This window comes from Pseudactinotalea terrae (assembly GCF_009733845.1).
Classification (GTDB): domain Bacteria; phylum Actinomycetota; class Actinomycetes; order Actinomycetales; family Beutenbergiaceae; genus Pseudactinotalea; species Pseudactinotalea terrae.
Window position 1 is genome coordinate 75,017 of record NZ_WNXZ01000007.1, and the last position, 17,186, is coordinate 92,202.

The 17,186-nt window shown below is 68.2% G+C and carries 16 protein-coding genes and 1 pseudogene; 2 read left to right on the forward strand and 15 right to left on the reverse strand.

The genetic code is table 11. From position 1 onward, the window contains the following. Nucleotides 1-4: 4 nt before the first annotated feature. From GPA03_RS19035 to GPA03_RS19065, 7 genes are all read right to left on the reverse strand, one after another. Entirely contained in the window at nt 5-964 is a 960-nt protein-coding gene (locus tag GPA03_RS19035; RefSeq protein WP_156253644.1) for a carbohydrate ABC transporter permease, read from the reverse strand. Further along, nucleotides 961-1,410 (reverse strand): HIT family protein, encoded by a 450-nt coding sequence (locus GPA03_RS19040; protein WP_156253645.1) that lies wholly within the window; start codon nt 1,408-1,410, stop codon nt 961-963. The genes GPA03_RS19035 and GPA03_RS19040 overlap by 4 nt, the downstream gene beginning before the upstream one ends. Beyond that, complete coding sequence (locus GPA03_RS19045) at nt 1,410-2,771, reverse strand: ABC transporter substrate-binding protein (RefSeq protein ID WP_156253646.1); 1,362 nt, start codon at nt 2,769-2,771, stop codon at nt 1,410-1,412. Before GPA03_RS19045 ends, GPA03_RS19040 begins: the two co-directional genes overlap by 1 nt. Before the next feature lie 71 nt (nt 2,772-2,842). Further along, nucleotides 2,843-3,802, reverse strand: coding sequence for a D-2-hydroxyacid dehydrogenase (locus GPA03_RS19050; RefSeq protein ID WP_206673648.1), 960 nt, complete (start codon nt 3,800-3,802; stop codon nt 2,843-2,845). Nucleotides 3,803-3,844: 42 nt separating this feature from the next. Then, nucleotides 3,845-5,074, reverse strand: coding sequence for a glycerate kinase (locus GPA03_RS19055; RefSeq protein ID WP_156253647.1), 1,230 nt, complete (start codon nt 5,072-5,074; stop codon nt 3,845-3,847). Continuing rightward, nucleotides 5,074-7,101: an alpha-amylase family protein gene (locus tag GPA03_RS19060; protein WP_156253648.1), complete on the reverse strand. Its 2,028-nt coding sequence runs from the start codon at nt 7,099-7,101 to the stop codon at nt 5,074-5,076. Before GPA03_RS19060 ends, GPA03_RS19055 begins: the two co-directional genes overlap by 1 nt. After that, on the reverse strand, nt 7,098-7,994 hold the full coding sequence (locus GPA03_RS19065; RefSeq protein WP_156253649.1) for an NAD(P)-dependent oxidoreductase: 897 nt from the start codon (nt 7,992-7,994) through the stop codon (nt 7,098-7,100). The genes GPA03_RS19060 and GPA03_RS19065 overlap by 4 nt, the downstream gene beginning before the upstream one ends. 104 nt (nt 7,995-8,098) lie before the next feature. Between GPA03_RS19065 and GPA03_RS19070 the strand changes: the two genes are divergently transcribed. Next, on the forward strand, nt 8,099-8,764 hold the full coding sequence (locus GPA03_RS19070) for a GntR family transcriptional regulator (protein WP_156253650.1): 666 nt from the start codon (nt 8,099-8,101) through the stop codon (nt 8,762-8,764). Nucleotides 8,765-8,832: 68 nt separating this feature from the next. Here the strand turns inward: GPA03_RS19070 and betC are convergent, their stop codons facing one another. Genes betC through GPA03_RS19095 form a run of 5 tightly spaced genes read right to left on the reverse strand, consistent with a single transcriptional unit; the run spans nt 8,833 to nt 13,864 of the window. Then, on the reverse strand, nt 8,833-10,344 hold the full coding sequence (betC, locus tag GPA03_RS19075) for a choline-sulfatase (RefSeq protein ID WP_156253651.1): 1,512 nt from the start codon (nt 10,342-10,344) through the stop codon (nt 8,833-8,835). Then, nucleotides 10,341-11,186 carry a sugar phosphate isomerase/epimerase family protein gene (locus GPA03_RS19080; protein WP_156253652.1) on the reverse strand — a complete coding sequence of 282 codons (846 nt, stop codon included), beginning with the start codon at nt 11,184-11,186 and terminating at the stop codon, nt 10,341-10,343. Before GPA03_RS19080 ends, betC begins: the two co-directional genes overlap by 4 nt. Further along, nucleotides 11,179-12,192 carry an ABC transporter substrate-binding protein gene (locus tag GPA03_RS19085; protein ID WP_156253653.1) on the reverse strand — a complete coding sequence of 338 codons (1,014 nt, stop codon included), beginning with the start codon at nt 12,190-12,192 and terminating at the stop codon, nt 11,179-11,181. The genes GPA03_RS19080 and GPA03_RS19085 overlap by 8 nt, the downstream gene beginning before the upstream one ends. Nucleotides 12,193-12,218: 26 nt before the next feature. Continuing rightward, the gene (locus GPA03_RS19090) at nt 12,219-12,998 is read right to left on the reverse strand and encodes an ABC transporter ATP-binding protein (RefSeq protein WP_156253654.1); all 780 of its coding nucleotides are present in this window, start codon (nt 12,996-12,998) and stop codon (nt 12,219-12,221) included. Then, nucleotides 12,995-13,864 (reverse strand): ABC transporter permease, encoded by an 870-nt coding sequence (locus tag GPA03_RS19095; protein WP_206673649.1) that lies wholly within the window; start codon nt 13,862-13,864, stop codon nt 12,995-12,997. The genes GPA03_RS19090 and GPA03_RS19095 overlap by 4 nt, the downstream gene beginning before the upstream one ends. Nucleotides 13,865-14,018: 154 nt before the next feature. Here GPA03_RS19095 and GPA03_RS19100 point away from each other — a divergent pair, with 154 nt between their 5' ends. Further along, nucleotides 14,019-14,774 carry a GntR family transcriptional regulator gene (locus GPA03_RS19100; protein ID WP_156253655.1) on the forward strand — a complete coding sequence of 252 codons (756 nt, stop codon included), beginning with the start codon at nt 14,019-14,021 and terminating at the stop codon, nt 14,772-14,774. Between the two features lie 119 nt (nt 14,775-14,893). Here the strand turns inward: GPA03_RS19100 and GPA03_RS23190 are convergent. From GPA03_RS23190 to GPA03_RS19110, 3 genes and pseudogenes are all read right to left on the reverse strand, one after another. Continuing rightward, nucleotides 14,894-15,001 (reverse strand): annotated as a pseudogene (locus GPA03_RS23190) (DNA-binding transcriptional regulator); the annotation flags it as partial. 154 nt (nt 15,002-15,155) lie between these two features. Continuing rightward, entirely contained in the window at nt 15,156-16,472 is a 1,317-nt protein-coding gene (locus GPA03_RS19105; RefSeq protein ID WP_156253656.1) for a RelA/SpoT domain-containing protein, read from the reverse strand. 299 nt (nt 16,473-16,771) lie between these two features. Next, nucleotides 16,772-17,182, reverse strand: a complete 411-nt coding sequence (locus tag GPA03_RS19110) for a WYL domain-containing protein (protein ID WP_241681385.1) — start codon at nt 17,180-17,182, stop codon at nt 16,772-16,774. Nucleotides 17,183-17,186 lie beyond the last annotated feature (4 nt).

The window sequence follows — 17,186 nt, forward strand, 5'->3', positions numbered from 1 at the left end:
GGCGTCAGTCATTGTAGAAGACCCAGTACTTCGACAGGAAGAAGTTCAGCGCCGTCATCACGGCCACGATGAGCAGCAGCACCCACGCCATCGCCGAGGCGTACCCCATATTGAGGTTCGTGAAGGCCTGGATGTACAGGTAGAGCGTGTAGAAGAGCGTCGAGTCGACCGGACCGCCGCTCCCGCCCGAGACGATGTAGGACTGCGTGAAGGTCTGGAACGCATTGATGACCTGCAGCACCAGGTTGAAGAAGATGATCGGGGTGAGCAGTGGCAGCGTGATCTTGAGCAGCTGCCGCCACCGCGAGGCACCATCGATCGAGGCGGCCTCGTAGTACATCTCCGGGATCTGCCGAAGGCCGGCGAGGAAGATCACCATCGGGGAGCCGAAGGTCCACACGTTGAGGATCATCAGGGTGCCGAGCGCGGTGTCCGGGTTGGATACCCATCCCTGTGTCTGGATGTGGAAGAACGGCTGGATGTCGTTGAACCACCACAGCACCTGGTTGACGAGTCCCTCAGTACCGAATATCTGGCGCCACAGGATCGCGATCGCGACCGAACCACCCAGCAGCGAAGGCAGGTAGTAGACCGAGCGGTACACGGCCAGTCCGCGCAGACCCCTGTCCAGCAGGAGCGCCAGGCCGAGCGCCGCCGCCAGCTGCAGCGGCACCGACACGAACACGTATGTGAAGGTGACCTGGAGCGCCTTCCGCAGCTGCGCGTCGGTCAGCAGCGCCTGGTAGTTCGCCAACCCCTCGAAGGTCGGCGACGAGAGCAGGTTGTAGTCGGTCAGCGACAGATAGAAGGACGCCGCCAGCGGGCCGGCCACGATGACGAGCAGCCCGATGAACCAGGGGCCGAGGAAGAAGAGTGCCGCCTTCCCGTCGTTGCGCTCGGCGGGGCTCTTCGAGGCCGGTGCGCCCCGACGCCGGAGGCGGCTCAGCTCGCTGAGGGCACTCATGTGTCGCCGTCACCACCCCCGGGCGCCCAGGCGCGCGCGACCTCCAGAGCGATCTCGTCACGGCGCTCGGGGCTCAGCGGATCGTCCTTGCTGTTGAAGCCCATCGACGCCGGGCCGATCCGGTCCGCCGGGATGTCGGCACGCCGCGGAGCCAGGCTGAAGTGCACATGCGAGACCCCCTCGGCGAACTGCATGACGTACGTCTTCAGCGCACCGAAGTGCTCGACGTGCAGCGCGCTGGCCCGCTGAATCAGCGGCCCGAGATCCGCAGCCTCCTCCGGCGTCATCTCGTGCAGCGACTCGATGTGACGCCGCGGCATCAGCAGGAACCACCCCGGGAGCGCGGAGCGATGCACCACCAACCGCCAACGGTCGGTGCGAACCGCACGCTCGCGCGGCGGTGCGTCCTCGACGTCCGCCACGCAGAATGCGCACTCGTCAGCCATCAGGCCCCACCCATCGCGGCCTTGCTCTCCGCGACGATCGCCGAAGCGGCATCGGAGACCGACATCTGGCCGTACGCCACCGCCGTGGAGTTGCGACCGATCGAGGCGTTGACCTCCTCCGAGCCTTCCGGCCGCACCGGGAACGGGCGCCGTGGATACTCCTGCTCGCGGGAGATCTGCTCGACGAACGCCCGCTGGCCGTCATCGAGGAGCGGCAGGATCGCGTCGCGCACGGCCGCTGAGGAGGGCGCACCCTGATTGAGCAGCGTGTGCTCGCCGGCCGCGGTGTCGTTGACGAGGAAGTTGATGAGTCCGGCAGCGATCTCGGGGTGCTGGGTGTTGGCGCCGGCGCAGATGAGGATCGGTGGGAAGAACCACCAGTCCTCGGTGCCGTCCGGCAGCACCGGCAGACTGGCGAGCGCGAGCTCGTTCTGGGTGACCGGCAGCACCTGCACATAGTGGTTCGTGCTCATCAGGGCCAGCGCGCACCGGTTCGTCGCGATCATGCTGCCCGCCACGCCGGCCGCGTCGTTCTCGAGCGACACATCCGGCGGCGTGAGCACACCGTCGCTACGCAGCTGGTGCCAGAACTCCAGCCACGAGCCGATCGTGTCCTCGGAGAAGCCGATGCCGCCCTCCGGCGTGAACACCTCCTCACCGGCCTGGCGGATGTAGGCCTCGAGGAACCGCTGGGTGGCGTTGTCCATCGTGGGGTCGTCCAGGCCCACGATGCCCTCGCGGACCCCGTGCGCCGCACGCGCGGCCTCCGCCAGGTCGTCCCAGGTGGTGATGGCCGTGCCGTCGATGCCGGCCTCCTGCAGCATCTCGACGTCGTAGAAGAGCGCCTGGCCCACGTAGTGCGTGGGGAGCGCGTAGACGCCCTCACCGACCGTGCCGTCGCCGATGGCGGCGTCACCGATCTGGTCGGTCTGGATGATGTCGCCCAGGTACGGGGTCAGGTCCAGCAGCGACCCGCTCTGCCCGTACCAGCCCACGTGCGTGTCCCGCATGAAGAACACGTCCGGCAGGTCGTTGGCCGCCGCGGTGGTGGCGAGCCGCTCGAGGTAGGGGCCGAGCTCGGCGAAGGACATGTCGAAGGTGACGTCCTCCTCGAGGGTCTCGGCAAACATCGCGGCTGCCTCCTCGTACAGCTGGGCCCGATCGGCGTTGCCCCACAGGGCGGTGCGCATGGTGATGGGGCCGCCCCCACCGCCGTCGTCACCGGTGCCGGTGCCGCCGCCGCCGCTGTTCGGTGCGGCGTCGCCGCGACCGCATGCCGCGAGCATCGCTGCCATCGCGCCTGCTCCGACGCCGGCGGTCAGGAACGTGCGCCGGCTCGGGGTGATCAGGTGTGTCGTCATCGTTGACTTTCCCTTCGTGAATGGTGCTCAGATGTGAAGCGGTGCTGGTCCCCCGACCTGTCGGTCCGGCCTCAGTAGCCGTGGACCTTGTCGACGATGTTTTGCAGCGGCTGCCCTGCCACGAAGCGGCGGAGGTTGTCGACGAAGATCTCCACCCCTCGTCGTGCCGTGCCCTGCGTGGTGGCGCCGTTGTGCGGGGTGATGATCGTGTTGGGCGCGGTCCAGAACGGGCTGTCGCTGGGCAGCGGCTCGACGCCGTGCGCATCGATGCCGGCCCCGGCGATCCAGCCTTCCTGCAGCGCCTGCAGCAGGGCGTCGTCGGCGGCGATGCCGCCGCGAGAGATGCAGATCCAGTAGGCACTCGACTTCATCGCCCGGAACACGTCGGCGGAGAACGCCCCGGCGGTGCCCGAGGTGTACGGTGCGGTCACCACCACGAAGTCGCACTCGGCCACGAACTCCGTGAGCTGGTCGGGGCTGTACATCTGGTCGATGCCAGGGACAGACGTCTCATGGTTGCGGCGGCACCCGAGCACGCGCATGTGGAAGGCCCTCGCCTTCAGAGCGAGGTCGCTGCCGGAATGCCCCACGCCGTAGATGCCGACTGTCTTGCCGTTCAGCTCACCGTGGGTGAACCGGTCCCAGGTCTGCGCCCGCTGGCTCGCCATCCACCGCGGCACGTCGCGGTTCAGCATCATCATCAGCAGCATCGAGTGCTCAGCCAACGGGATCGCCCCGTTGCCGACCGACGAGGTCAGCACCACGTCGCTGGCCACCATCTCGGGCGTCAGATCGTTGTTCGCTCCGGCCGCCCAGCTGTGCACCCAGCGCAGCCCGGGTGCGGCCGCGAGGTGCTCTCCCGAAACCGTGCCCGCGACGGCGACCGCGGCACCGAGCAGCTCAGCCGCATCCTTCATACTCGGGACGAAGCGCACCGGCACCTCACCCGCCGCCTCGGTGATCAGCTGGCGGTTCTCTTCGCTCTGCTGCCCGGTGACGAGGATCAGTCCTTGGGTCTCTTCGTTCGGCACTGCGTCTCCTTGTGTTTGTGTGATGGATGAGGCCCGACGGCGTCAGCCGGGATCCGTGGTCGCGCCTGCCCTGGCAGGTCGTGATCCCGGTGCCGCTGCCGCGCCGTTGCGGCCCAGGTCATGCAACGCATGTCGGGTCGCCTCTCGGACCCAGTGCGCGGCGGAGGGCCCGATCGCCTGCTGCGGTTCGGGCGCGGCGTTTTCCGCGGACGCCCAGGCACGGATGCCGATCTGCTGGAGCTGCTCGTTCGCCATCTCCACCCGGCCCGCCACCACGACCGCCGGCACGCCGGCCGCGACCGCACGCTCGATCACGCCGAGCGGCGCCTTGCCGCGCAGCGACTGCCGGTCGAACGAGCCTTCACCGGTGATGACCAGGTCCGCCCACGCCAGGTGGCCGGCCAGTCCGGTCAGCTCGGCGATGAAGTCGATGCCGCTCACGAACTCGGCTCCCAGGACGCCGTGAAGGCCACCCGCCGTGCCACCTGCGGCGCCGCCCCAGTCGAGGGCGGCGATGTCGCGTCCGGTGGCCCGGTCGATGGCCGCGGCGAGCGAGGCGAGCCCGCGCTCGAGCACCTCCTGAGTGGCCGGGCTCGCCCCCTTCTGCGTACTGAACATGGCGATCGCGCCCTCGGGGCCCAGCAGCGGGGCCGCGACATCGCAGATGACCGTAAGCGTGACGCTGCGCAGCCGTGGGTCGAGCGAGCCAAGGTCGACGTCGGCCAGGCGCACCAGGTCGGCGCCGCCGAGCTCCAGCGGTTGCCCCGCGGCATCGAGGAAGCGGGCACCGAGTGCGCGGAGCAGGCCGGTGCCGCCGTCCGTGCTCGCGGACCCGCCGACCCCGATCACGATTCGCGTCATGCCCCGGTCGAGTGCGGCGCGGACCAGCTGGCCGGTGCCGAAGGTGTGCGCAGTCCCGGCCGTGGTGTCCGAGGGCTCCAGCAGCTGAAGACCGCTGGCCGCGGAGAGCTCGATGACCGCCATCGAGCCGAGCACTGCCCAGCCCGCCGTCACGCTGTCACCCAGCGGGCCCTGCACGGTGGTCGTCACCGCTGTCGCTCCCGCACCCAGGGCCGCATCCACGGTGCCCTCGCCACCGTCGGCGACGACGACCTGCCGCACCTGCGCGCCTGGCGCCCAGTCGTGCACACCGGCACTCATGGCCTCGGCGGCCTCCTGCCCCGTGAGCGTGCCCTTGAACTTGTCGGGCGCCAGCAGCACCCGCGGTCCAGCGGGCACGGCCTCCGGCGTCGAGCTCGTCGCGGCGGACATCACTGCCCGACCAGGACCTCGAAGGAGCCGATCTCGGGGAGAGCGAACGAGCCATCGTCGTCCCGTTCGAGATCGACATCTGCCTTCAGCGCGCGAAGCGTCTGCACCTCGGTGCTCTGGATCCGCAACCGGCGCCCCGCTGGCACGGTGAGGGGATCGCTGAGGCCTTGGTGCCGGCGGCCGCTCACGTTGTTGAGATGAAGGACCAGCCCTGCGCGCGAGCGGCCCATGATCACCTCGATCTGAGCAGGCAGGTCGGTGTCGATGTCGATGTCATCGGCGAGCAGCATGCGCACCTGCGCCGCCATCTCTTCGGCGATCGCGCTGAGGCCGAGGTGCCGGTGCGCACGCCCGGGGGTCCAGAACATCGCTGCGCCGCGTCCGGCGCCGTGCTCGACGACGGCGCTCGCCGGCGTCTCCAGCGGCAGGTGCCCGTAGCACTTCTCGGGCGGGCCGTACGGCGCGCGGGACAGCACGGCACCGGATCGCCGGGCGCCCTCGCGCAGCGTGGTGACGTGCAGCGCCCCGAGGATGGGGAGCGCCGTGCTGCGGTCCTCGGGATCGGTGAGCACCACGGAGGACCAGGTGGTCTCCGGTGTGTCGAGCACCGCGAGCCGGGAGGCGGCGGGGCTCGCCGCGAGCTGGCTGGCCCCGGACGCGAAGCCGCTGCTGCCGGTGCCCAGGACCCGGCCGCCGCGCTCCACCCAGCGGTCGAGCGCCGTCGCGGCTGCCGGGTCGAGCGGTCCGAGATCGGGGAGGATCAGCACGCGGTAGCGCTCGAGCCCTCCGGAGTCCGCGATCTCACCGAGGCGGCCGAGGTCGAGGGCGTCGAACGGGATGTGGGCGGCGCTCAGCGTCTGCCACCACCCACGGAACTCGTCGGTGGCCTCCTGCTGGCCCGGCAGCGCCTCACCGTGGCGCCCGCCGGGCGGACTCACGAGCCCGGTGCGGGCCACCGGCGCGAGGTCGTGGTAGACCTCCTCGTGATCGCGGTGGAACCGGGTGACCTCCGACCCGGCCTCCAGTGACGCGTAGTCGAACTCTTCCGGGACGCCCATGATGTAGGTGGAGGGGATGGCCCCCGTGGCCATCGCCTGCAGCAGGTACTGGGCGAAGTGGTGCGGGTCTTCGGACACCAGCCGGTAGGGCATGTCGACGAATGCGACGGAGTTGACCAGTACCGGGACGTGGGGGCGGTAGGACCGTGCCAGACTCACGCGCTCCTGGGTCAGGGCAGGCCACAGCTCGCGGCCGATCGCGTTGTTGGCCTCGTGGAAGACCATGTCCGCAGTCACGCCCATGATCAGCGGGGCCTGCGGCCGGCGCTCGGCGATGAAGGCCCGCACCCGGGCGAGGAGCTCGTCGATCACGGCGCCCGCGTAGCCGCGCCACTGCTCGTACCCAGGACTGTCGGGACCGGCGGGCAGCTCGGCGCCCTCGAACGCCGCGGCGTACCCGGTGCGGCACGAGACGCAGTGGCACACGCCGCGGTACGCCTTGTCGTAGTCGATCTCGTTGAAGCTCATCCAGTTGAAGAAGAACCCGTCGACCTCGTAGCGAGCGAGCACCTCGTCCAGGACCTCGAAGATCTTGGTCTGGTAGTACCCGGCGCTCGGGCACACGCTGGTCAGACCCTGGTAGACCTGATGGCGACCGTCCGGTCCGACGAACAGCCACTCGGGGTGCTCCATCGCGACCCGGCGCGCGACCTTGGAGAAGTCCATCCGGGCGAGCACCCGCACGCCCCGCCGGCTCGCGGCCGCGGTGGCGTCACCGATGAGGTCGCCGCTGGGCCGGTCGGCCAGGCGCGGGTTCGGGCTCTGGTGGGTGAGCTCAGTGGGGTAGTTGGAGATGATCCCGCCCACGCCGAGCAGCCAGGTGTTGGCGCCGTAGTCGATGATCCGGTCGAGCACTCTCTCGACGTCGAGCCCGGCGTCGATCTCGCGGATGTTCGTCTGGAACATCCGGAACGGCTTCTGCCACCACATCTGCTCATCGGGTTCGGTGCCCGCGACGACCGTGGTCATCGGTCGGCTCCCGCTGCGTGCTCGCCGTTGAGGTCGAGCAGGAGCTGTAGCAGCGCCGAGTGGTCGAGGTCCTCGTAGCCGCGCCGCCGCGCGGCCCGCACGAGCGCCGTGACGGCCGCCGTCAGCGGGAGGGCGAGGCCCTGCTCCTTGCTGGCGTCGTCAACGATGCCGAGGTCCTTGTCGTGCAGCGCGATCCGGAAGCCGGGGGCGAACTCGCGATTCACCATCGCTGCGCGCTTGCGGGTGATCACCGTGCTACCGGCGAGCCCGCCGCCCAGCACGTCGAGCGCGGTCTCCGGCTCGACACCGTGGGCGTCGAGGAACACCAGCGCCTCGGCGAGCATCTGGATGTGCCCGGCGACCATGAGCTGGTTGGCCGCCTTCACCACCTGCCCGGACCCGGCCGGTCCGACCAGCTCGATGGTGGATCCCACGACGTCGAAGAGGGGCTTGGCGGCGTCGAACGCCTCCTGGTCGCCGCCGACCATGATCGACAGGACACCCTCGACGGCGCCGGCTTCACCACCACTGACCGGCGCGTCCAGGCACCGGACCTCGGCGGCGGCCGCGCTCTCGTGCACGGTCAGCGCCTCGGCCGGACTGATCGTGGAGTGGTCGATGAGCAGCGCGCCGGGAGCGAGGTGGCTGATCGCGCCGCCTTCGCCAAGCAGGACCTCGTGCACAACGGGACCATCCGGGAGCATCGTGATGAGGACATCGCAACCGCTGGCGGCTTCCGCGACCGAGCCGACAACCGTGCCGCCCGTCTCCGCTGCTCGAGCACGGGCTCGATCACTCGCTCCGTACACCCGCACGTCATTCCCCGCGGTGACCAGGTTGCGCACCATCGGCGCACCCATGATGCCTGGACCGATGAATCCGATGGCTGTCATAGACCTTGGGCTCCTTCGCCTTGTCGTATGTACGACCGTAGGGCACGAACCTATGAGCGTCAAGAACTCTTGTATGACATTCCGAAGCCGCTTAGCATCAGCACATGGCAGACCATGAGCTCCAGACCCGTTCGGTCGTGGACGCAGTCGAGGAAGAGCTGCGGAACCAGCTTCTCCGCGGCGAGGTCGATGCCGGTGACGGTGTGACCGAGGTGGGCGTTGCTGCGCGGTTCAAGATCGGCCGACCCACCGCCAAGGCCGCTCTCGATCGACTGGTTAACGACGGGATATTGACGCGGAACGGCCGTCGAGGCCTGATCGTGCGGGTGCTCTCTGCCCACGACATCGGTGAGCTGTACGAGTCTCGGATCGTCCTCGAGAGTCACGTGGCCAGCTCCCTGGCGACTCGCCGAGACGTCCCAGAGACGGCGACCCTCCAGAACGACCTCCTGCGCCTTGCGGCCACCCGCAACGACGCCAGCGTCGTCGTCGCCTCCGACGTCCAGCTTCACCACGCGCTAGTGCGCGCGCACGGCAACGAGCGGATCTCCAAGATGCACTCGACGCTCATGGCCGAGGCGCACCTGTGCATGGCCCGCGTGCAGGCACGTCAGCTACTTCGCGCCGAGCAGATCGCCGACGAGCACGCCACGATCCTCAGCGCGATCGCCGCCGGCGATCCCGAGTCAGCCAGGAATCTCACCCGGGCCCATCTTGAGCGAGCCCGTGACAAGCTCCTCGCCACGATGTTCAGCGAGCAGGCTCCTTGAGACGAGAGCGACTCCTCGTGCGACCTGCCCTTGCGACGCACTGCGGCCGGTAGCCGCCTGGAGCGGGCTTAGGTCTCGCGCCAGTACCGGGTGAACAGCGCTGGGTCGGGGTCGTACGCCCACACGGTCCCGGTCGCGCTCATGCCGCTTCTGACGACTGCGCGGTCGGCGAGGCTGTCCCGGATCCGTCGCTCGATCCCGTCAGGGTCGAAACGCGCCAGCACATCCTCACGGGCGGTGGTGACCGCCTCGGCGAAGCGCGGATCGTTTACCAGATCGTGCAGCTCATCAGGGTCGGTCGCCAGGTCGAACAGCTGCTCACCATGGCCGTGCACGTAGGTGTACTTGAGGTCGCCGTCGCGGCGCATCCAGCAGGGGGCGTAGACGCCCTCGGAGTGGTACTCCACGAACACCGGGGCCGGGCTGGCGGGCTCACCCGCAAGCTCGCTGAGCACGCTTCGCCCATCCGGCCGCACCGCTTCAGCCCCGACCATCTCGCACACCGTGGGCACCAGATCCACCAGGGACACCGGCGTCGAGGACGCGGTTCCCTTCGCCGCGACCGGTCCTCCGGCCACGATCAGGGGGATGCGGGCCGACCACTCGTAGAAGGTGCGCTTCTGCACCATGCCCCGCTCGCCCAGCATGTCACCGTGGTCGCTGGTGAAGATCACCACGGTGTCCTCGCCGTGGCCGGTCTCCTCGAGGACATCGAGCAGCTCGCCGAGCTTGTCGTCGATGTAGGTCACCAGGGCGTAGTACGCCCGGCGGGTACGGTGCACCTCCTCCGGGTCGGTGAGGTCGACGCCGTCGACACCGTGGAGAGTGTCCACCCACTCATCCATCGGGCTGCGCGGCAGGTCGTCGGACGCCGGTACGCGGACCGGGTCGATCGGCGCGTCCTCGTACATGTCCCAGTACCGCTGCGGCGCCAGGAACGGCTCGTGCGGGTGGTGATAGGAGGCCACCAGGAAGAACGGCGACCGCTCCGGCTCCGCCGTGGGGACCTGCAACGAGCCGCGTCGCGACGTCCGCCGCGAGCGCAGGTACTCCATCGCTCGGTAGTGCGTCTCCTCGTCGAACTGGAGCTGCTCGGTCCACTGCACCGGCCCTGCGGTCACATAGTCGATGGCGATCGGGGGGCCGTCCGGGTTGCCGGGATGGACGAACCGCCCGACGGCGTCACGATCGGGTGTCCACGCGAGCGTGCTGGGGAACATGTCGGTCGTCAGCCGCGCACCGAAACCGTGCACCTGGTCGGCGCCGACGAAGTGCATCTTCCCCGAGAGCGCCGAGTCGTAGCCGACCGTCGAGAGGTAGTGCGGCAACATCGGGATGTCCGAGGCGATCGGCGCTGCGTTGTCCCACGCCGAGTTCGTGGACGCGTGCCGCCCGGACAGCATCGAGCTGCGCGACGGCGAGCACACCGGCACCGGGCAGTACGCCGCATCGAACCGGACCCCGCGCGCGGCCAGCCGGTCCAGGTTGGGCGTGCGAACCACCGGGTGCCCGTAGGCACCCGTCAGCTCGGCGACGAGCTGGTCCGCCACGATCAGCAGGATGTTCGGTCGGTCGGTCACAGAGCTGCTCCGGTGAGGTCGATCGCGGTCATGATGTCGTTGAGCTGTACGGCGGCCGTGTGCACGCCGGTCGCGGCGACACCGTCGTTCGCGACGTCGCCGATGACCTCGACCACCAGAGGTGTGGTCGGCTTGCGCCCGAGCAGCTCGCGGGTGAACTCGACGACGTCGAACGGGCCGTCGAGCGGGAACGTACGGTCGCGGTAGCCCAGCAGGTCCTCGAGCGGCCGCCCGTTGGAGTTCGAGAGCTGGGCCGCCACGACCGGGACCGCATCCAGCAGCGCGAGGTCGGTGACCGCGTGCCCGGCGCGGAAGAAGTGGAAGGAGTCGAGCAGCACCCCGGCGACATCGCCGTCGAGGCTCGACACGACCGGGACGAGCTCCTCGAGTCGCCTCACCACGGGGTGGTGACCGATCGACTCGACCGCCAGCCGGAGGCCGTGCTGGCGGGCGATCGGCGTCGCGGCCAGCAGGCCTCGCCGTACCGACTCAGCGTCACCGCTCGGCTCCATGAACGGCATCACGAAGTAGGCCGCTCCGGCCTCGGCGGCCCGCCTCATCTCGAGCTCCAACGCCCGCCCGAGTGCGTCGTCCCACCGCCAGTGCCATGAGTGCAGGTCGCGCGTCGGGGACACGCCTAGCAGCCTGATCCCGCGCTCGCGGAGCTGCTGCGCCAGGCCAGCCTCCGAGGCCAGCAGCTCGCCGGTGATCTCGACGGCGTCGAGCGCCGCACCGGCGACCGCCTCGACCAGCTGGGCAGCGCTGGCGCCGGGGACGGTCTGAGAGTTCACCGCGAGCACGGGCCGCGGAGCAGGCAAGGGCGGGGTGGTGGCCTCAGTCATCGAGGACGTCGGCGAAGGTGGTGGTGTCGACGTAGTCGGCCGGCTCCAGGTCAGCCCCCTCGAGAGCACCGATCTGCTCGAACGTGGACTGCATCGTCTCGATCCAACCCAGCACCGTGCCGTCGGCGTAGAAGGTCGCCCACTCCTCGTTGCTGTACGCCTCGGTCTTGCCGTAGAGGTTGTGGCACTGCTCGGCGTCCATGTTCTCTTCGATCCGGGGGCAGAAGACGTCCAGCGCTGCCTCGGGGTCGGCCACGATGTCGGCGTTGGCACCCTGCCACGCGCGCACCATGCCCTGCACGAGATCCATGTGGTTGTCGTAGAAGTCGTTCGAGGCGACCCAGCCGCCCGAGATCGGGGCGTCGAGGTCCGCAGCGGTGGCCACCAGCACTGCCTCCGGCATGTTCTCCTCGACCTGGCTGTCGAAGGGCGCCCACAGCGAGGCGACCTCCACACCGCCGGTGACGAACGTGTTCGTCACCGCGGGCATCTCGAGATTGACCACCTCCACGTCGGCGCGGGTGAGGCCGGCCTTGTCGAGCGCGACCTGCAGCACCACATCCGAGGCGGTGCCCGAGGTGGTCGCGATCGTTGCCCCCGCGAGGTCGTCGATCGAGGTGATGCCGGACTCGGGCGAGGCCCAGATCTGGTGGATGTCGACCTGCTGGTTGTTCAGCACGATCACGTGGCCCTGCCCCTTCGCGGGAAAGTTCGCGACCACAGCACCCATCACACCGACGTCGAGGGAGCCTCCCGTGAGCGCCTGCGAGAGCGTGATCCCGGTCTGGAACGACGTGACCTCGAGCTCGATGCCCTGCTCCTCGAAGTAGCCGGCCTCGTCGGCCACGAACAGCTGGGCGATGTCGTGCGCGCCGGGGATGTACCCGACGCGGACCGTCGTCAGCCCCTCGCCGTCGGTGGCACCGCCACCTCCGTCCGCGCAGGCGACGAGCGTGGTGGCGAGCAGAGCGGCGGCAGTGGCCGTCGCCAGGCGCTTGAGAGACATGATCGGATCCTCCGTGGTGTGTGGGGTCAGCCGTCGGTGTGGAGCAGGTGCTCCACGTGCCGACGAAGGTCGATGAACTCGGTCGTGAGCTTCACGTCGTGGTGCCGCTCGGAACGCCAGGGCACCTCGACGATCTCGGTGATGCGCGCGGGGCGGGCGCCCATCACCACCACGCGGTCGGCGAGGTACAGCGCCTCCTCGACCTGGTGCGTCACGAACAGCACCGTGCGCCGCTCCTGTCGCGTGATGTCGAGGAGCGCCTCCTGCATGTGCTCGCGCGTCTGGGCGTCGAGGGCGGCGAAGGGTTCGTCCATCAGCAGGATCGCGGGGTCGACGGCGTACGCCCGGGCAATGGCGACGCGTTGGCGCATGCCGCCCGAGAGGGTCTTCGGCAGCGCATCGCGGAAGGCGATCAAGCCCATCAGCTCGAGGTAGCGATCCACGATCGCTCCGCGCTGCGAACGATCGCCGGACCACGTGCGCAGCTGCGTGCCGAAGCCGATGTTCTGCTCGACCGTCAGCCATGGGAAGACGGCGTACTCCTGGAAGACGACACAGCGCGACGGGCCTGGACCAGTGACCTGCTCCCCGTCGACCAGGATGCTGCCGGCATCGGGCGTGATGAAGCCGGCGACGGCGTTGAGCAGCGTGCTCTTGCCCGAGCCGCTGGGTCCGACGACAGCCACGAACTCGCCGTCGGCGACGTCCAGGTTGATCCCGTCCAGCACGTTGGTGCGCTTGGCACCCTTGCCGAACCCGACACTCAGGTCGATCACGCTGAGTCCGGTTGTCGAGATGGTGGTCATCGCTCGCCCCTGTCCTGCCAGCGAAGTACCCGTGCGGCGGCCACCCGGACCGCGAGGTCCATGACGAGCGCCGCGAGCCCGATCAGGATGATGCCGGCGTACATCCCTGGGACGTCGAGAAAGTTGGCGGAGTTCTGGATGGCGGCGCCCAGCCCGTCCTGGGCCGCGACGAGCTCGGCGGCGACCAGTGAGGACCACCCGATCCCGAGCGAGATCCGCGCTGCCGTGAAGATGTGCGGCGTCGACAGCGGCAGCACCACCCGCGTGAAGAGCTCGAGCTTGCCGGCGCCCAGGGTGCGGCCGGCTCGGATGTATTTCTCCTCGATCGCGCCGACACCCTCGTAGACCACGATCACCGTGGCGAAGAACGCTGCGTAGACGAGGATCACCTCGCGGGCGAGCTCGCCGATCCCGAAGTAGATGACGACCAGCGGCACCAACGCGATCGGTGGCAGCGCACGGAAGAAGTTGACGAGCGGGTTGAAGGTTGCTCGTGCGCGCGGGAACCAGCCGAGCACGAGCCCGAACGGGATGGCGACGGCCATACCGATGGTCACGCCGATCACCACACGGCGGCTGCTGACGAGCAGGTCCCGAAGGAGGTCACCGGAGACGAGGCCCTCGATCATGACGCTGCCGACCGTGCCCGGCGTGGGCAGTAGGCCTGGTCGCATCAGGCCCAGCGATGACGAGAGCTGCCAGCCAGCGAGAATGATCAAGAAGCCGAGGCCGCCGAGCAGCGTGTTCGCGACCCAGCGCCGGGCAGCGCGCCCTCGTTCCGATCGCGTGGCCGCCCGAGTGTCGGCGGCGACGGCCGGCTCCGCGCCAGGGCTCAGTTGCGTGGTCCGATCCTGCATGGTCTCCATTGGCCTCATCATTTGTAGGATCATTGGAATGCTTTGATCCCAACTAAAGCTCTCGCACACCATGCTGCAGTTCTGCTTTAGTTGTCAAGCCTTCGTGCTGGACAACGCGACGTGAGGCCATTAGGTTCTACCTATCCGTGCCGAGGGGAGAGATATGGGCACCAGCTCGCGCGTCGCCGTCGACCATGCGCATCAGCAGCTCGTGGGGCTGATCGAGCGACATCGGCAGGAGGGGGTGGACCGGCTCCCGACCGAGGCGGAGCTCAGCACTGAGCTGGGTGTCTCGCGCAACAGCCTGCGCGAGGCGCTTGCGCTGCTGGAGTCTCAGGGGGTTGTCTCACGGCGCCGCCGGGTCGGCACGCTCATCGTGCCCACCCCCGACCGTGCCGACAGGTCTCTGCTGGAGTACCCGATCGACTCGATCGTCTCCATTCCGGACTTCTTCTCCGGTGCCGGCCGACCGGTCGAGATCTCGTCGGTGACGGTCGTGCAGGAGCTGGCGGACGCCACGATCGCCGCGCAGCTGGATGTCGCTGAGGGCGACGACGTGTACCGCGTGCGCCGCGTCTACGTCTGGCCGGACGGTCCGGTCGCCGTGGGTGAGCACGCCATCCCGAAGGTTCTCCGCGGCCACGGCATCCACATCGAGGCGCTCACCGACGGCATCTCGACCTTCCTCGCCGACGTCGAGAACATCCAGGTGGACGTGGTCGAGCACACGGCCAGCGCCGTCGCCGCAGACGATGCCCTCGCTCGGGATCTGCACGTCCCCCGGGGGACCGCCATGCTCGTGGTCGACGCGACGCTGATGGCCGTGGAGGCCGACACGCGGCGCGCGGTGGCGATCGGACGGTTGGCGTTCGATCCCCGCAAGGTTGCTGTGCGAGCAACAGCGACCCCCAAGCGCTGACCCGAGCTCCGGTGACAGGAGCTCAGGTCGGAACGGCGCGCGCATATCGCTCCCAACACCCGCACGTGCTCGACCAGCTCGGGCGGTTCGGTCACGTGGAAGTCGATCCCGAGCATCCCGATCCACACCGCGACGATCTCGACGCTGTCGCCGCCGGTGACGAGCACGCTGCGCCGGTCGGCGAGCGCCTCCACGGTGCCGACGGCCGGGTTGATGCGCGCCAGCACCTACTCGGCGGGGGCGTCGATGGTGATGCGGGCGTGCACCGCCCAGCCGGTTCGCGCCACCTCGCGCACCACGAACTCGGTGAAAGTCGTCAGGGAACGGCGGGCGTGTCTTCCGCTAATCGGACAGCACCAAGGCGGCTATGGCGGCATGCCGTTAGTGAGCGGGCGTGGAGAACCGTGCAGCAATCTCACGGACTTGTATCGCGGCCCGCCGAACAACTTCGCTTCGGACGTTGTCCGGGCTTCCGTGCGTGAGCTTGTTTCGCAACTCGCGAATTTTGAGAAGCCGTGCATAGTCTGATTCTGGAATCAGCGCCCTTCTCCGGGCGTCCCGAAGTAGAAGCGAGAAGGGCGCCGGCTTGCGCTCGCCTGCGTTTTCTCCAAGAAGTTCCATCAGGGCGGTTTCGAGGTCAGCCCAGGCCTGGATGAAAGTTCCAATATCATCGGGGGAGGCGGCGTCAGAAAGGCGCTGCCGGTCTCTTGACTCGACGAGACGACTAGAATGTTGCCGCGCGCTCCTAGACGTCTCACGATACGCGTCGTACTGACGTCGGTCGCCGGAAAGCATGAGATCTGCTAGTTGCTCCGCGACCGGACGCCGCTCAAAGTCCCTCTCCAGTTGCTCTAGGTAGGGGGATACCGCTGTCGCACTAGCTAGGCCCTGCTGAATGAGAAAGGCGAAGAGAATATCGACGCGACCGAGCGCGGGTTCCGACACCTCGGCGCCAAACGCGCTTAGCCGTGATCTCAAAAATTCGGCGAGCTCAAAGTGGTTCCGAAAGGGCGATGACGCTGCAGTCAGTCGCTCGTCACCTGCGGATTGCAGTTGTTCCAATGCGATTTCACCGGCTAGAACGAGGCCGTTCAGTTGGTCCAGGAGTGCGTACTCAGACGCCGACAAATCGCCCTCAAGCGGTTTGTACACGAGATCGTGCTCAACCTCCGACCAGGCATGCATCAACACGGATGCGACCTGGATCTCGACAATTGCAGTTGCGTAACGGACGCCTGTGCCAGTCAGCGACTCTGAAGGGATATGGGCACGGAAGTGCCGCGCGCCGTACCCCACGAACCGCCGCTTCGTCGGCAAGACTCCAACACCCGTTGCGCTGTTCATGGGCACTGGAGTCGAGTGCTCCGGAAACTGCTTGACATGCACGACATCAAGCGTTGAGCGGATAATTTGTTCGACCTCCTCCATCTGGCCCGGAAAGTACAGGGCGACTCGGACTCCAGCAAGATCTGCAATGTCTTCACGAATCTCGGCGGACGTTTGATAGTATTTATGACGATTGCGTTGCTGCAACTTCTGGGACAACCGATCCACTGACTTTGCGCGGCTGCTGACAATTGCACGGAGACCCGAACTGTTCAGTGCGGCTTCAAGTGTGCTGCGCGCCATACCAGCGACTGCGTCCCAATAGTCATACTCTCGCTCGTACGCTGCGACGAACCGCTCGATGACGTCCACGACGCTCCTTTATCGTTGGTCGGGTCGCGATACGGCTAGCCTAGGGGTCGCTCTAGCTCCGTGTCGACAGGGCGTGGCGCAAGAGCTCCTATCCACGCGATCCGACAGTTTCGGGCTCGATCGCGGCCCTGGGGCTCGGCGAGAGAAACTCGTGTCGGCAGGCACGCTCAAGCGGCCGACGCTGGGGACCGTGGAACGTCATAGGACTGGTGAACTTGGCTCGTGCACTCCTACGAGGCAACCGACTACGACGTCGCGTGGTCAATCGTTGAGTCCGACTTGCCAGCCATCAACCGCCACTATCCACCTCCCGCTGGGCCAGTGACAACGCGCCAAACTTGCGTCGTCGCACGTGCGTACCGCCCCGCCAGCACCCGCACGTGCTCCACCAGCTCGGGCGGTTCGGTCACGTGGAAGTCGATCCCGAGCATCCCGATCCACACCGCGACGATCTCGACGCTGTCACCGCCGGTGACGAGCACGCCGCGCCCGTCGCCGAGCGCCTCCACGGTGCCGACGGCCGGGTTGATGCTCGCCAGCACCTCCTCGGCGGGGGCGTCGATGGTGGTGCGGGCGTGCACCGCCCAGCCGGTCCGCGCCACCTCGCGCACCACGAACTCGGTGAAGTCGCCAGGGAACGGCGCGGGTGTGAAGCGGCGGCCGCCCGGGGTGCGCAGCTGTAGCCAGTCCAGGTTGTCGGTGTCGTCCATGACG

Coding starts and splice junctions, on each gene's coding strand:
- GPA03_RS19035 (WP_156253644.1), bottom strand. CDS start 964: ATGAGTGCCCTCAGCGAGCTGAGCCGCCTCCGGCGTCGGGGCGCACCG.
- GPA03_RS19040 (WP_156253645.1), bottom strand. CDS start 1,410: ATGGCTGACGAGTGCGCATTCTGCGTGGCGGACGTCGAGGACGCACCG.
- GPA03_RS19045 (WP_156253646.1), bottom strand. CDS start 2,771: ATGACGACACACCTGATCACCCCGAGCCGGCGCACGTTCCTGACCGCC.
- GPA03_RS19055 (WP_156253647.1), bottom strand. CDS start 5,074: ATGTCCGCCGCGACGAGCTCGACGCCGGAGGCCGTGCCCGCTGGACCG.
- GPA03_RS19060 (WP_156253648.1), bottom strand. CDS start 7,101: ATGACCACGGTCGTCGCGGGCACCGAACCCGATGAGCAGATGTGGTGG.
- GPA03_RS19065 (WP_156253649.1), bottom strand. CDS start 7,994: ATGACAGCCATCGGATTCATCGGTCCAGGCATCATGGGTGCGCCGATG.
- GPA03_RS19070 (WP_156253650.1), top strand. CDS start 8,099: ATGGCAGACCATGAGCTCCAGACCCGTTCGGTCGTGGACGCAGTCGAG.
- GPA03_RS19080 (WP_156253652.1), bottom strand. CDS start 11,186: ATGACTGAGGCCACCACCCCGCCCTTGCCTGCTCCGCGGCCCGTGCTC.
- GPA03_RS19085 (WP_156253653.1), bottom strand. CDS start 12,192: ATGTCTCTCAAGCGCCTGGCGACGGCCACTGCCGCCGCTCTGCTCGCC.
- GPA03_RS19090 (WP_156253654.1), bottom strand. CDS start 12,998: ATGACCACCATCTCGACAACCGGACTCAGCGTGATCGACCTGAGTGTC.
- GPA03_RS19095 (WP_206673649.1), bottom strand. CDS start 13,864: ATGGAGACCATGCAGGATCGGACCACGCAACTGAGCCCTGGCGCGGAG.
- GPA03_RS19100 (WP_156253655.1), top strand. CDS start 14,019: ATGGGCACCAGCTCGCGCGTCGCCGTCGACCATGCGCATCAGCAGCTC.
- GPA03_RS19110 (WP_241681385.1), bottom strand. CDS start 17,182: ATGGACGACACCGACAACCTGGACTGGCTACAGCTGCGCACCCCGGGC.